This is a genomic window from Virgibacillus siamensis (assembly GCF_900162695.1).
Taxonomy (GTDB): domain Bacteria; phylum Bacillota; class Bacilli; order Bacillales; family Amphibacillaceae; genus Lentibacillus; species Lentibacillus siamensis_A.
The window spans coordinates 2,355,516-2,370,656 of sequence record NZ_FUIH01000007.1 but is presented as its reverse complement, the minus strand read 5'-3'; the positions used below and the strand labels follow the sequence as shown (position 1 = coordinate 2,370,656).

At 41.2% G+C, this 15,141-nt stretch carries 8 protein-coding genes; 7 read left to right on the top strand and 1 reads right to left on the bottom strand.

What is annotated here, in order from left to right; translation table 11 throughout:
• Positions 1-22 precede the first annotated feature (22 nt).
• The 3 genes from B1K71_RS15515 (at position 23) to B1K71_RS15505 (ending at position 3,161) form a co-directional block, all read left to right on the top strand.
• Positions 23-1,309, top strand: coding sequence for an ABC transporter substrate-binding protein (locus B1K71_RS15515; protein ID WP_077328625.1), 1,287 nt, complete (start codon positions 23-25; stop codon positions 1,307-1,309).
• Between the two features lie 86 nt (positions 1,310-1,395).
• Positions 1,396-2,340, top strand: coding sequence for a carbohydrate ABC transporter permease (locus tag B1K71_RS15510; RefSeq protein WP_077328623.1), 945 nt, complete (start codon positions 1,396-1,398; stop codon positions 2,338-2,340).
• On the top strand, positions 2,340-3,161 hold the full coding sequence (locus B1K71_RS15505; protein WP_077328621.1) for a carbohydrate ABC transporter permease: 822 nt from the start codon (positions 2,340-2,342) through the stop codon (positions 3,159-3,161). Before B1K71_RS15510 ends, B1K71_RS15505 begins: the two co-directional genes overlap by 1 nt.
• 175 nt (positions 3,162-3,336) lie before the next feature.
• Here B1K71_RS15505 and B1K71_RS15500 read toward each other — a convergent pair whose 3' ends face one another.
• The gene (locus B1K71_RS15500; RefSeq protein WP_077328619.1) at positions 3,337-7,218 is read right to left on the bottom strand and encodes a glycoside hydrolase family 2 TIM barrel-domain containing protein; all 3,882 of its coding nucleotides are present in this window, start codon (positions 7,216-7,218) and stop codon (positions 3,337-3,339) included.
• A gap of 504 nt (positions 7,219-7,722) precedes the next feature.
• Here B1K71_RS15500 and B1K71_RS15495 point away from each other — a divergent pair.
• The 4 genes from B1K71_RS15495 (at position 7,723) to B1K71_RS15480 (ending at position 14,979) form a co-directional block, all read left to right on the top strand.
• Complete coding sequence (locus B1K71_RS15495) at positions 7,723-8,901, top strand: ROK family transcriptional regulator (RefSeq protein ID WP_077328617.1); 1,179 nt, start codon at positions 7,723-7,725, stop codon at positions 8,899-8,901.
• A gap of 53 nt (positions 8,902-8,954) precedes the next feature.
• Entirely contained in the window at positions 8,955-9,911 is a 957-nt protein-coding gene (manA, locus tag B1K71_RS15490) for a mannose-6-phosphate isomerase, class I (protein WP_077330305.1), read from the top strand.
• 492 nt (positions 9,912-10,403) lie between these two features.
• Positions 10,404-11,744 carry an extracellular solute-binding protein gene (locus B1K71_RS15485; protein ID WP_245799312.1) on the top strand — a complete coding sequence of 447 codons (1,341 nt, stop codon included), beginning with the start codon at positions 10,404-10,406 and terminating at the stop codon, positions 11,742-11,744.
• Between the two features lie 103 nt (positions 11,745-11,847).
• Entirely contained in the window at positions 11,848-14,979 is a 3,132-nt protein-coding gene (locus tag B1K71_RS15480; protein ID WP_077328615.1) for an alpha-mannosidase, read from the top strand.
• The last annotated feature ends 162 nt before the right edge of the window (positions 14,980-15,141 follow it).

Here is a 15,141-nt window from a genome sequence, read left to right as displayed (position 1 = left end):
ATTCAATAAGGGGGCAGATGTTTTGAGGAAATTATATGGTATTGTACTTTTTACTGCTATCGTACTGGTTCTTGCTGCATGCAGCGGTGGATCGGACGATGCAAAAGGAAGTTCGGGTTCAGACAGCGGAGAAAAATCGAACACCGTTGAAATTTTCAGCTGGTGGACAGGGGCAGGGGAAGAAGATGGCCTGCTTGCTTTAATTGATGCCTTTGAGAAGAAATATCCGGACATTAAAGTGAAGAATGCTGCGGTTGCCGGTGGTGCCGGTACAAACGCGAAGGCGGTTCTTGCTACCCGGATGCAGGGTGACGATCCACCGTCCACATTCCAGGTTCACGGCGGGGATGAATTAAATGAAGGCTGGGTGGCAGCCGGAAAAATGGAGTCACTGAACGATTTGTATGAAAAGAATGGCTGGAAAAATAAGTTTCCGGAAGAACTGATTGATCTTGTAAGTAAAGATGGGAAAATTTATTCGGTTCCGGTAAATATTCACCGAGGAAATGTGATTTTCTACAATAAGAAAGTTTTTGAACAACATCATATTGATGTGCCGAAGACGTTGGATGAATTCCTTGCTGCGGCTGATAAATTGAAAAAAGCGGGGATTACTCCAATGGCATTGGGAGACAAAAACTCCTGGCCGGCAACGCAAATTTTTGAAAATACCCTGTTGAGCGTGCTCGGTCCCGACGATTACAAGAAGTTATTTGAAGGTGAAATTGCTTGGGACGATGAACGTGTCGTCAAGGCAGCAGAAAAGTTTGGAAAAATCCTTGATTATGTGAATGAAGACCATTCCGCCCGCAACTGGCAGGATTCCGCACAGCTTGTTGCTGACGGGGAAGCGGCAATGCTGAATATGGGTGACTGGGCAAAAGGTTATTTTGTCAACGATTTGAATATGAAAACAAATAAAGACTTTGGCTATTTCGAATTTCCTGGAACAAAAGGTGAATTTGCGGTTATTACCGATACATTCGGCTTGCCGAAAGGGATTTCCAATCCGAAAGACGTGAAGAAGTTCCTGACGTTCCTTGGGTCCACAAAAGCACAGGATATTTTCAATCCGCTTAAAGGTTCGATTCCGGCACGTACGGATGCTGACAAATCAAAATATGACGCATATGGAAAAGAAGCAATGAAAGACTTTAAAGACGCACGATTGGTACCAAGTCTGGCGCACGGATCTGCGGCAGCTGCAGGTTTTCTGACCAAAGCTAATCAGGCAGTAAATATTTTTGTAACACAGCGTGATGTTGATAACTTTATTAAAGCATTAAAAGCTGCATCTTCTGAAATGTAAATGTATGATCCCTGAGGCTGCCTGGAATTGGGGGCAGCCTCTTCGTTTTTTTAGATAAAATAAAAACCTCTTCGAAAGGGGGATGTATGGTGAGTGAAGCAGTAGGTAAGCGAAAGAATCGAAAGAAACTCACGAAGGACCACTGGACAGCGGTCGCATTTCTGATGCCGTCAATTATCCTTATTCTCATTTTCGTATACGGGTTTATCGGATGGACCGGATACGTTTCTGTCAGTAACTGGAACACGCTGACACCTGACTTTTCTTTCGCCGGCCTGAAAAACTATCTCTTTTTATTCCAGGACTTTCGTTTCCAGGCTGATTTACGGAATACCGTATTTTTCACAATCTTTTTCATTGGTTTGGTAATTGTAATGGGACTTGGACTCGGGATATTGATTGATCAGAAGTTAAAAGGTGAATCATTTTTCCGCAATATTTTCTTGTTTCCGATGGCACTGTCTTTCATTGTGACGGGGGTTGTATGGCAATGGCTGCTGAACCCGTCAACCGGATTTAATCAGTTTCTGAAGTTTTTTGGCATTACGCCGAAATGGTATACAGATACGAATATTCTAGCTGGCTTTGAGTGGGGGAGTATTGAGTTCGGGATACCGGTTGCAATTATCGCAGTTGTAATTGCAGCTGTCTGGCAGATGACCGGCTTTTCACTTGCGATGTATCTGGCAGGTTTGCGGGGCATACCGGATGAACTGCGTGAAGCGGCACGTATTGATGGTGCGAGTGAGTTCCAGATTTACTGGAAAGTTGTCATTCCAATGCTGATGCCGATTACGGTTAGCGTCATTATTATTATGGCGCACATTTCATTGAAAATTTTTGACTTGATATACGCCATGACAGGGTCCGGTGCAAACTTTGTCACCGATGTACCAGCAGTATACATGTTTGAGACAACATTTAAGGGGCATTATTATGCAAATGGTGCTGCGATTGCAATTATCATGCTGCTTCTGGTGGCAGTATTCATCATTCCATATTTGTGGAACAGCAGAAGGGGTGGTCAGTAATGGCAGCATTTCCGATTGGGAAAGTGATAAAGTATTTGGTATTGGTTGTGTTTGCAGTATTATTTCTGATGCCTGTTTATGTCATTATCGTAACAAGCCTAAAACCGCTTGATGAGGTTTCACTGGAGCAAATGTGGGCTTTGCCGACGTCCATTAATTTCAATTCATACGGGCAGGCGATTATGGAACTGGCGCCTAATTTTATGAACAGTATTTACCTGGTCATCCCGGCGACACTGTTGTCAGCGTTATTCGGTGCGATGAATGGATACGTATTATCCAAGTGGAAGTTTAAAGGCTCCGAAACAATATTTACGATTATTTTATTCGGCATGTTTATCCCGTATCAAAGTATTTTGATTCCGTTGATTCAGTTTTTGCGGACAATTGGACTGTATGACACGATTGCAGGGCTCGTGCTGGTACATGTTGTGTACGGCCTGCCAATCACAACACTGATGTTCCGGAATTTTTATGCGAGTATTCCGGATCAGATGATTGAAGCAGCAAAAATTGACGGAGCAAGTTTTCTTGGTGTGTTCCGGCATATAATGATCCCGTTGTCGATAACAGGATTTGTCGTTGTGGCAATCTGGCAGTTTACGAACATTTGGAATGAATTCCTTTTTGCCGTAACCGTTACAACGAATGAGAATCAACCGGTAATGGTTGCGCTGCAGAATTTGTCCGGCAGTCAGATTGTCCAGTGGAATGTGCAGATGGCCGGTGCGCTTGTTGCAGCACTGCCGACACTGCTCGTTTATATCATACTAGGGAAGTATTTTGTACGCGGGCTGCTGGCGGGATCGGTTAAAGGATAAATTCCTGATATAATGGTAGAAAATCCTGATAGAACCTGGTTTTTGCTGATAGGAAGGTGAAAATTCCTGATAGACCTGATTGATAGAATTTCGCCGATAGAACTGGAACAGTCCGATGTCAGGTTTTTTCAAAAAAGAACTCCGATTCTCAAATGGGAATCGGAGTTCTTGTTCTTTATTCAGCTGTAAATTTAGCGCCGGCCCAGTTTCCGTGATCCTCAGCGTTGCCATCGCCCGCTTCAGTTACAACCAGTTTCATTGTCTTTTTATCCTCAATGTTAAGGTCGACTTTTTTCATTGGTGTATTGTTATGCATAACACCGCTGTTAAAGGCAAGTTCACCGTCCAGCCACACTTCAAATGAAATGGACCCATTGTGGATTTCCTGATCTATACCAACGTATGATTGAAAATGTGTATAGCCTTTTCCTTCCAGATCATAGACTATCTCAGAATGGGCATGTGTTCCTATACCTTTATCAAAGGTAACTGTTTTACTTCCATCCCATAGCCGTATTGGATTCCCCTCGATGGATCTGTTCATCTGAATGGTTCGCCAGCCGACTGTAGCGCTTTTCCATTCGGTATCACTTAAATACAGCTCGTCCACGATTTCAAAGTTAATTTCATAGGTGGCAGTCAAAAGTCCATCATCTGAAGTGACTTCAATGACTGTTTTACCCGGAAGTTCCTCTGCCGGTGTTATTTCAACCGTTACATCTTCACTTATTGGTGTGACTTCCACTTCAGGCACCTCATCAATGGTTCCTTTCAAATAGGTTTTGGTGTAGTCGGTTACTTCTGTATTGAAGCTTTCTAAAGATTCACCGTCAATTGTAATATTTTTCACCAAATCAGTCGTTACCCTCTGATTGCTTAACTCCATTGGTGATGACATTTGATGGGTAATTGGACGTAATCTGTAACTGTAAGAGTATGTCTTATCAGCATGCAGCGTGAATTCCGGATGTGTTCTTGCACCCCAGCTGTCATCTCCGCCAAGTCCCATTTGTTTATAGTCCAGATCCAACACAATAGCATCTCTTTCCTTTAATTCATATGGATGGTCAGCATTTTCCAGATCAGATTCTGTATATGGCAGTGCACTGACATTCAGCAGCGGCAAACCGATTGCCATCAATCCATTACCCTGCTCGTTTGTCATTGTAACCCAACGGACTTCGGTTTTATTTCCTGTTTCCTGGGTTTCAACTTGCGGAACGAATTGTTCTTCCACAGTACCTTCATATACACCTACATCATACCCGGTTTTACGATCCCAATAATTGTTTTGCGGACCTTTACCATACCAGGAGATGTTATTGAATTCTTTCGGCAACATAAGCGTTGTTCCGACTTTTGGAATTTCAGGCAGGTGCTCGCCGGGTTTCAGTGTATTGTTCACGACAATATCGCCACTTCCGAAAACAACATAAGAAACATTATACTGCGATGTATTTGTTGTTGGCAGTGTGTTATCAACACTTATCCGAACTGCTTTATTGCCGATTTTCTCAACTGTCACCCCATTAATGTCACGATTCGTTCCGGCATCCCGCCAAGTACCGGTTCGATCTGGCATTCCGTTACCATTATCATTGTCCGTAGGTGCCCTCCAGAAATTTGGAACTGGACCGTTTTTGATGAGTTGAGTTCCATCAAACTTATAGGATGAAAGGGTACCTGTTTTCTTATCAAAAATCACTTCAAAGTTTTCACTGGTTATTTTAATCGAGTTATCTGATTGATCTACATTCAAATCTGCCATTTCAGTTAAATTTTTTACCGGTATTTCAGGTGTCTCAAACGGTACTTTAAATTGCTCGGAGGCTATCTCATGGCCCTTGTTTGCCCATAATTTGTCTTCTTTGAGTGTAAAGCTGAAGTTCAGCCAGTATTCTACTCCAGATTTAAGTTGAGGCTTTTCAAAAGGAACAGCAATCTCCTTACTGGTTAACGGTGCAATATCCAAGTTCTTCAACTGTCCTTTTTGTACAACTTTATCATCTGCCATTAGTTCCCATGAAACATTGAACGCATTTACATTTGTAAAAAGATGCTCATTTTTAATCTTGACCTTTCCTTTTTTAAGATTAATAGAGTCAATTTCAATGTTCTGGTATACTTTTTTAACTTCCCATAGTTCCGGCTGTACGGATAAATCAGGATAAACCAGCCCGTCTGCCAGGAAATTGTCACTGTTTGGGTAGCCTTTCTTCCAGTCACCACCATAAGAGAAGAATCCATCTTCTTCATATCCATCAGGTGTTGGCCACCATATTGACTGGTCTACCCAATCCCAAATAAAGCCGCCTTGGATCTTCGGATATTTATCAACCACTTCCCAGTATTGATACAGGTTTCCAACACTGTTCCCCATTGCATGTGCATATTCCGACATTATATAAGGTCTGTTGGCATCTGATTTTGCATAAGCTTCAACAAGTTCAACTTTTGGGTACATATCTGTTGCAATATCTGACATATCTTCCGGGACAGGACCATGGCCCATTCCAGGGTAGTGTACAATTCTTGTCGGATCATTTTCATGAACCCAATCAGACATTTTTCTAAACGTGTCTCCTTCGCCAGCTTCATTTCCCAGGGACCAGATGAGGACAGATGGGTGGTTCTTGTCCCTTTCGACCATCCTTTTTAATCTGTCCATTGCAGATGGCAGCCATTGGGGGTCACTCTTAGGCAGTTCCCCTGCTGAACGATGTGACTCAAGATTAGTTTCGTCAATTACATATAACCCATACTTATCCGTTAGTTTATACCATAGTGGATCATTAGGATAATGAGATGTTCGTACTGCGTTAATATTAAACTTCTTCATCATTTTAATTTCTTCAATCATTCGTTCTTTTGTGAGGGTCTGGCCTGTGTAAGGACTCATCTCATGACGGTTAACACCTTTAAATGTAATCGGCTTTCCATTGATATGCATTATATTATTTTTCATTTCAAATTCACGGAAACCAACCTTTGTGCTTTCGATTTCAATGGTATCCCCCGATGAATCCTTTAAACGGAGTACGAGTGTATAAAGGTTCGGATGCTCCGCAGACCATTTTAATGGATTTTCCACGAATCGTTCTTTTTCAATGCTTACCTCTTTTTCACCATTGAACGATACATCCATTTTAATTGGCTGTTTCAAAATTTTTTCTTCTTTCTCATTATAGAGCATTGCCTCGATATAATGCGTTTTTGGATTATTTTTTCCATAGTTTGACACATCTACATTAACGTTCAACGTTGCATCCTTGTATTCTTTATCCAAATCAGTTGTAACTTTGAAATCCTGCATGTGAATTTCAGGCATCGAAAAAAGATATACATCGCGGAATATACCGCTTAAGTCAACCATATCCTGATTCTCAAGCCAACTTCCGTCTGACCATTGATAAACTTCCACAGCCAACGTATTTGTTCCATTCTTCAGGTATTTTGAGATATCAAATTCCGCTGGTGTAAAACTTCCCTCACTGTAGCCTACTTTTTCCCCATTGATCCACAAATAGAATGCGGATTTTACTCCCTGGAAAGAAATAAAGGTTTTCCGCTTTTTCCAATTACCAGGTACTGTAAACTTGGTCCGATAAGAGCCAACCGGGTTGTATTTCGTAGGGGCCATAGGTGCCTGTAATCGCTCATAACCAATCCATGGGTGACGGGCATTTAAATAAATGGGGTGACCGTACCCCTTTACTTGCCAGTTGCTTGGAACCTTAATTTTATCCCAGTTTGTTGCATTATAATCCGCCTTATAAAAGTTTTTGGGCCTTTCAGCTGGATTTTTGGACCATTTGAATCTCCATTTTCCATTTAAAGACTTATAATAATTTGAATTTGTTGGATCACCCTTTAAAGCTGATTTAACATCTTTATACGGCATCAATGTTGCATGTGCCGGCTCCCGGTTTACTTCAACGGTTTCCGGATTGTTATTCCATTCCGGAGTGCTTTTTTCTTCTGCGGAGGTTGACATCATGTGTGAGCTGAGACAGAGAAGAGAAACCAACGTAACAAAACCAATCAGTTTTTTGTACATTTGCTTTCTCCTTTCGATTAATAGTTTTTAATCACCTTGACTATTCTTCTTTTAAGTGCTTACACTATAATCACCATCCTTAGTAAATTAATTTAATTTAATATCATAGCCCATTATAAAATTTTTCCAGTCACCATTCAACAAAATGACAGAAATTTCGTTCTTTTAACCTAACTTATTATAGAATACGAGACTATTTATTCACTCATTAAAGCCGGGGTATGTAATGAAATGCGTGGTCCGCCTGGCAGGTATGGGATAAGGGAGGAGTAATTGTGAACTTAAGCGGAAAATTTGTGAACTTGGGCCGGCTTGAGGGCGTTTTCAGCGGATTCTGTGACAATTTAAGCCGATTCCGTGACAACTTAAGCCAAAAGCAAAAATTTGGATTAAACCATGCTGAAAGCCCGGTGAGATTCGGCAACATGTTACCAACCATACTGTGAGGGGGGATAAATCAGCTGTGATATACTGCAATAAGTACATATAATGGAGGATAAAGTGATGCGACGGGGTACTTTTCAATGGATGAAATCGATGAATAAGTCAATCATACTCAATAAAATACGCACAGATGCGCCAATATCGAGAGCGCAAATTGCTAAGGATACGGCCATTACACCCCCGACTGTAGGAAGTATTGTAAAAGAGTTGATTGAACAGGGGATTGTTATGGAAAGTGATGTTGGGGAATCTAAGGGCGGCAGGAAACCGACAATGCTTATGATTGATAATGAGCACTTTTATATTATCGGCGTTGATGCAGGACCGGAAACGGTTGATTGTGTTTTGGCAGACTTGTCGGGTGTGATTGTGGAACGGACCTCCCAAAAATTAGTACTTCCCATAACGAATAACCAATTTCTGAAAATCCTGAAAGAAACGATCGGGGCGATACTGAAAACATTTACGGTTGAAATGGAAAAATTGGTCGGGATTGGAATTGCGATGCATGGTGTAGTTAATGTGGAAACAGGTACATCCATTTATGCCCCAAACCTGAACCTGTCCAACATCCCAATTAAAGCAGAACTGGAAAAGGAATTTGGGATTATGGCAAAAGTGGAGAACGATGCACGGGCAATGGCACTGGGGGAATCCTGGTTTGGAAATCATGGTCATGTTGAAAGTATGACTGCGGTAAACCTTGGGCGAGGTGTCGGAGCCGGTCATGTCATCAACGGTAAGCTTTACCATGGGGCGACGGATATTGCCGGTGAAATCGGCCATATGATGATTGATCTGCAAGGAGAAATTTGTGAATGCGGAAATCGCGGGTGCTTGCAAACAATGGTTTCCGGACCTGCCATTGTGAGACGGGCGAAAAGGGCATTGCAGCTTATTACCCAGCCTGAGATTGAGTCACTAACGGGTCAAAAAGTATTTCAGTTGGCGTGTGACGGTAATAAAATATGCGATAATATTCTGAAAGAAACCGGTACATATATTGGAATCGGGTTAACTAACTTAATCCATATGTTTAATCCCGGGAAAATAATTTTAAGTGGCGGCGTTACAAATGCCGAAGCCTTTATTCTTGAACCCGCCCGTCAAAGCATTAAACAGCTTGCTTTGACTTCAGAAACGGCAAAAACAGAAGTTGTCATCAGTAAGTTGGGTGGTGATGCAACAATTCTCGGGGCGGTTTCACTGCTTTTAGTGGAGTTGTTTGATTTGGAATGATTAACTTTATGGTAGAATATTTCTATATGGTTAAAGAATGGAGAGATTACCCAATGTATAATGAACCAATTTTTCTAAAGCCTGTTTTCCAGGAGCGGATTTGGGGCGGCCAAAAGTTAAAGACAGAATACAATTATGACATCCCTTCCGATCAGACTGGCGAGGCATGGGTTATTTCGGCACATCCGAATGGTCCAAGCATCATTGAAAACGGACCATTGAAAGGTAAGACACTTAAGGATGCATGGGAGAACCATGGGGAATTATTCCATAAAGCAACAGAAAATGATGAAGCATACCCGCTTCTCGTTAAAATATTGGATGCAAATGCTGATTTATCTGTGCAAGTTCATCCGGACGATACATATGCGTTTAAGGTGGAAGACCAACCGTATGGGAAAACGGAATGTTGGTATGTGTTGGATGCAGAACCGGATGCGGAAATTGTCTTTGGGCACCAAGCTTCCACATATGATGAATTCGTACAAATGATTGACGATGGGGAATGGAATAGTCTCTTAAGGCGTGTGAAGGTGAAGCCAGGGGATTTTGTTTATGTGCCAAGCGGTACCATTCATGCAATTGGAAAAGGTATTGTCATTCTGGAAACCCAGCAGAGCTCTGATATTACCTATCGTGTGTATGATTATGACCGGACGGATGCAGAAGGGAACAAACGGGAATTGCACCTGGAGAAAGCAAAACAGGTGAGTGCCGTACCGCATCAGGATCCGGCTTTGGATCAAAACGAGATGGTTTCTGGAGGGTTATTTATGAAAAAGCTTGCCAGAAACGATTATTTTGCTGTTAGTCACTGGAATTTGGAAGGCGAAGCAAAGCAAAAATTATCAGAGGACTTTTTGCAGGTTAGTGTCATTGATGGTGAAGCAGTGCTGGAAGTGCATGGCAAGCGTTTTGAAATTCAAAAAGGAATGCATTTTATTTTGCCGAACGGTATTGGTTCCTATTCTCTGTCGGGTAATGCGGAGTTTATTGTAAGTTGGGTATAAGCAATTTAATCCACTTATCAAAATCTATGTAGGGTTGGGACATATCGATAACGTGTAAATGAAAAGACAGACGATGCAGGAATTTTGCAACGTATATTTCCGTATTGGATATATGCCCTTTCCGTATGGTTTGGATTTTATTTTAATAAAGCACGTTTTGTCCCAGCCTGTTTTATTGTCCCTTCTTAATTTGAATAACCTAATGGCGTTTTAAATTTCTGAAAATATGTATTGACACTAATATTCTGAAATGTTATATTATCTCCAATCACTTATTAAAACTATTTTTAAAACTAGCCTTTATTAAGCGCGATTATTTTTTATATCTAGTTATGTAAGCGTTTTATATGGATTCTTATTTAAACCATTTGATTAATTGTTCGGTCTTCTATGATCCAAAAGTTAGTCTGATCATTAACGGGAGGTGTATAACAGAACGATCTGTTGGCGCAACAAGATAAGTTGAGATTTCGAATCAAGGAGGTAATTTACATGAAATGGATAAAGCGAAAAACAATCGTGATGCTGGTTGTAATTCTTGTTCCATTAGCTTTGCTGGCAGCCTGCAGCGGTTCAGCCGATGGAGAGGACTCCGGGGAAAATGTACTGGAGATTGTTTATAGAACGCCAGATGAACAAGCAACGAATTGGCTGGAATCTGTTAAAAAAGAATTCGAAAAGAAACATAAGGATGTCTCTGTGAAATTATCCACAATAACCGGCAGTGAAGGAAATTATCCGAGTAAAAAGGTTTTAATGATGAAATCTGAAGAAACCGCCCCGGATATAATTCAGGAAGATTCGTATCAGGTCAAGGCAGATGCTGAAGCTGGCTATTTACAACCTATTTCAGACAGGGTTAACAAATGGAATGATTGGAATAAATTTTATGATTCCGTTAAAAGCGGGGTAACCGGCAGCGATGGCAAGATATATGGTGTTCCTTTTTCGACAGATGTAAGAGGGCTTTGGTATAACAAAAAGGTTTTTGAAAAAGTAGGGATTCCAACACCATGGAAGCCTGAAAGCTGGGAAGATGTAATAAATGCTGCTAAAAAGCTTAAAGGAGAAGTTGAAGTTCCTTTTTGGCTGAATTCCGGAAAAGCAATGGGGGAAGCAACTACAATGCAAAGTTTCTTGATGCTGCTCACCGGAACAGGCAGCAAGCTTTATCATGAAGATAGCGGTAAATGGGTGATTGAAAGTGATGGATTCGTCGATTCGTTACAATTTTTTGATACCATTTATGAAGAAGATCTTGGTCCAAGTCTGAGTTGGGGTATCACAGGTCAGGCAGGTACGAAAATAGCCCAGCAGCTTATGCCGAAAGGGGAAGTTGGGATAGCACTGGATGGAAATTGGATGTCAGGAAATTGGGTTGAAGATGGGGCAGTACCTTGGCCGGAGTGGAGTGAAACGTACGGATTTACTGCTATGCCCACACAAAACGGACAAGAACCCGGGAAAACCACTGTATCTGGGGGCTGGACACTTGCCATCCCTGCCAAGGCGGATAAGAAAGATCTTGCATGGAAATTTATCAAATTGGCAACTAGTAAGGAAAACTTAAGGTATGGGACACAACTGACACCGCGAAAAGATATTGCAAAATTGGATGAGTATTTAAAAATCACGTACCAGGATAAAATGACGGATTTACTTGAATATACACATTTCCGGCCATCGTATAGTACGTATCCAACTATTTCGACCAATATTCAGGCTGCAGTAGAGGCGGTAACAACGGATTCGATGACTCCTGAAGAAGCTATGGAAAGATTTGCTAAAGATGTTAAGCGGGATGCTGGTTCGGAGAATGTTACGAAAGAGTAATAGAAATTTGTATGGTCACCGATTTTAAAAGGTGGCCATACGAACTTTTTTGCGTTCAGGTGAAAAGAAGGGTGATTTGTTAAATCGGAAAGGTGGATATTAAATGTTTTTTAAGAATGAAAAACTTCATGCCCGTATTCAAGAACTGGAAAAATTCCGTTATCGCGATCTGTTTCATATTTCAACATTTGACAGTCAGCAGGATGAAAAGGGAGAAGTTGGAACCAGGCCGCCGGAAAATGGTGTATGGCATGAAATGAAAGTCGGGGATAATTGGTCCGGCAGGGATTCCTATTTATGGCTTAAGACAGAAGTTCATATTCCAAATAGTTGGGAAGGTCATGATGTTGTTGGACTATTTGATTTTGGTAAAACAGGGTCGGGTAATAACTCCGGATTTGAATCATTACTTTATGTAAATGGTCAGCCTTATCAGGGAGTAGACTCCAATCATAAAGAAGTTTTCCTGTCTGAGATCTTCTGCAATACGACAGTTGAACTTGTTTTTCGCTTGTGGTCAGGCCTAGAAGGCGGCGGGACTCCTGTTGAGCAGGAACATAAAATTAAAAAAGCAGCCTTGGCATGGCTGGATCCATCAACCGATTGTTTATATTATACTGCAAAAGCGGTAATATCCACTGTCGACATATTGGATGGGACTAGTGCGGAGTATCAAGCGCTTCTTATTGCGCTTGATCGGGCCTTTTTACAAGTTGATTGGTCTAAGCCAGGGTCAGAGGCTTTTTATCAATCGATTAGATTAGCCGAACAAAAACTTAAGGATGAATTGGATCAATTAAAAGGGAAGCATCCTGTTGAGATTCGCGCAATTGGTCATACACATATTGATGTGGCATGGTTATGGAGGCTAAAACACACAAGGGAGAAAGCAGCAAGGTCATTTTCCACGGTTTTACGTTTGATGGAAAGATTTCCGGAATATGTTTTTCTTCAATCACAACCACAGCTTTACGAATATATTAAAACAGACTATCCAGTGTTATACGAGCAGATGAAAAAGCGTATTCAGGAAGGATCATGGGAAGTTGAGGGAGGTATGTGGTTAGAACCGGATTGTAATATACCTTCAGGTGAATCATTGGTACGTCAATTGTTGATGGGAACTAGGTTTATTCGAAATGAATTTGGTAAGGAGTGTACGTACTTATGGCTTCCGGATGTATTTGGGTACAGCTGGGCGTTACCACAGATATTGAAAAAGTCAGGAATTCATACGTTTATGACAACAAAAATCAGCTGGAATCAATACAATCGCATGCCGCATGACACATTTAAATGGAGAGGAATTGACGGAACAGAAATTTTAACGCATTTTATTACGACACCTACCCCGAACCAAAATCATCTTGGTTTTTACACGTATAACGGTGAAATATTACCTCAAACGGTAAAGGGAAGCTGGGATGCTTATCAGGATAAATCCATAAATAAGGAATTATTGATTTCTTACGGATATGGTGACGGCGGCGGGGGTGTAAATCGTGAAATGCTTGAAATGCGCCGTCGTCTGGAGAATATGCCCGGTCTTCCCAATGTGAAGACGGGAAGAGCAGATGAATTTTTCAGACGTTTACATAAACGTATTGATGAAACGGATCAGTATGTGCATACATGGGATGGCGAGTTATATCTTGAGTACCATCGCGGAACCTATACGAGTCAGGCTTATAATAAAAAATCAAATCGCAGTCTGGAAATCTTGTACCGTGAAACAGAGTTGCTTGGGGTAGTAAATAGTGTTCTCCATGCAGATTGGGATAAGTACCCGCAAACGAGTCTGAATAATGGATGGAAGATTATTTTAAGAAATCAATTTCATGATATTATCCCGGGTTCCTCAATTCGGGAAGTATACGAAGATAGTGCCAGGGAATATGAAGATGCCGAACAACTTGCGGAAAAATCCTGGAATGAAACAATGGATTCTATGACTGACGAATCAGAACATTGGTTTACTGTAATAAATGATGCATCATGGATGAGATCATGCATTGTAACGCTTCCCATAGCCAGTGGTATGGAATCCGGCATTTGGAAAAGTCCCAGTGGGGGTGAACTTAAAGCAGTGAATACGGGGGATAGCTGGCTGGTGTCTGTGAGGGATTTACCTCCGATGAGTCTATCATCCATTCTATTTATACCGGAAGCGAAAAAAGAAGAGGCACCTGCCCCATTTCAAAGTTTTAAGAATGGTGTCCATACACCTTTTTATGAGATTGAATGGAATGAAAAAGGGCAATTAACTGCTATTTTTGACAAAGATTCCTCACGTGACGTATTGGAAAAGGGAAAGTCAGGGAATGTTCTGCAGGTGTTTGAGGATAAACCGCTTAATTTTGATGCTTGGGATATTGATATTTATTACCAAGAGAAAATGCGTGAAGTTGCTGATCTGCAAGAGGTTCGTATTGACGAAATGAATCAGATCCGCACTGTCATAAACTTTCAATGGTATTATATGGACTCCATCATTGATCAAAAAATGATTGTATACGCTGATAATCCGCGTATCGATTTTGAAACAATTGTTGATTGGCATGAACAGCATCAACTGTTAAAAGCTGCATTTCCAGTTAAGATCCGTTCAACGGAAGCTACTTATGACATTCAGTTTGGGAATGTAACACGCCCCACTCATTGGAATACAAGCTGGGATTATGCTCGATTCGAGTCTGTCGGTCACCAATGGGCAGATCTATCAGAAAGAGGGTATGGTGTCAGTCTGCTGAATAACTGCAAGTATGGCTATGATATTAAAGATAATATTATGCGTCTTTCATTGGTTAAGTCAGCCACAGAACCGGATCACCTGCAAGATCAGGGAAAACATGAATTTACGTATTCGCTTCTGCCGCATGAAGGTGATTGGGTGCAAGGGAAAACAGTTCAACATGCCTGGGATTTAAACAGTAAACCTTCTTCTTGGAGAGGCAAACTGATTTATTCGGAGCTGTCACTTTTCCGTTTATCCGCCGATCATGTTATTACAGATGCTGTCAAAAAATCAGAGGATGGGAATCAGGTTATCTTACGGGTACATGAATATGCCGGTCAGCGGGGGTCTGTCACAATTGATAGTGATTTAACGATTCTGTCTTGGCAGGAATGTGATTTAATGGAAAGACCGGTTGGAGATCTCACTGATGGCCCGGCAATACAATTTGATATCAGCCCATATGAAATTAGGACCTTCCTTGTAAATGTTTCACAATAGCTGGATTTTGGGATTGAAAGAAGGAATGGAATGGGGGACATGCAATGACTTCCCCCATCAGTTCCTGGTTATATGTTTACTTAAAAATATTGTGAAAAATGGGTATATACTTCATATTGGGATTGTGTTATTATTTGAATATACTAATTAAAATCGTTTTAA

Bases quoted from the DNA above. Each gene is read 5' to 3' on its own strand.
- B1K71_RS15500 (WP_077328619.1), bottom strand. From the start codon at position 7,218: ATGTACAAAAAACTGATTGGTTTTGTTACGTTGGTTTCTCTTCTCTGT.
- B1K71_RS15495 (WP_077328617.1), top strand. From the start codon at position 7,723: ATGCGACGGGGTACTTTTCAATGGATGAAATCGATGAATAAGTCAATC.
- B1K71_RS15510 (WP_077328623.1), top strand. From the start codon at position 1,396: ATGGTGAGTGAAGCAGTAGGTAAGCGAAAGAATCGAAAGAAACTCACG.
- B1K71_RS15485 (WP_245799312.1), top strand. From the start codon at position 10,404: ATGAAATGGATAAAGCGAAAAACAATCGTGATGCTGGTTGTAATTCTT.
- manA (WP_077330305.1), top strand. From the start codon at position 8,955: ATGTATAATGAACCAATTTTTCTAAAGCCTGTTTTCCAGGAGCGGATT.
- B1K71_RS15480 (WP_077328615.1), top strand. From the start codon at position 11,848: ATGTTTTTTAAGAATGAAAAACTTCATGCCCGTATTCAAGAACTGGAA.
- B1K71_RS15505 (WP_077328621.1), top strand. From the start codon at position 2,340: ATGGCAGCATTTCCGATTGGGAAAGTGATAAAGTATTTGGTATTGGTT.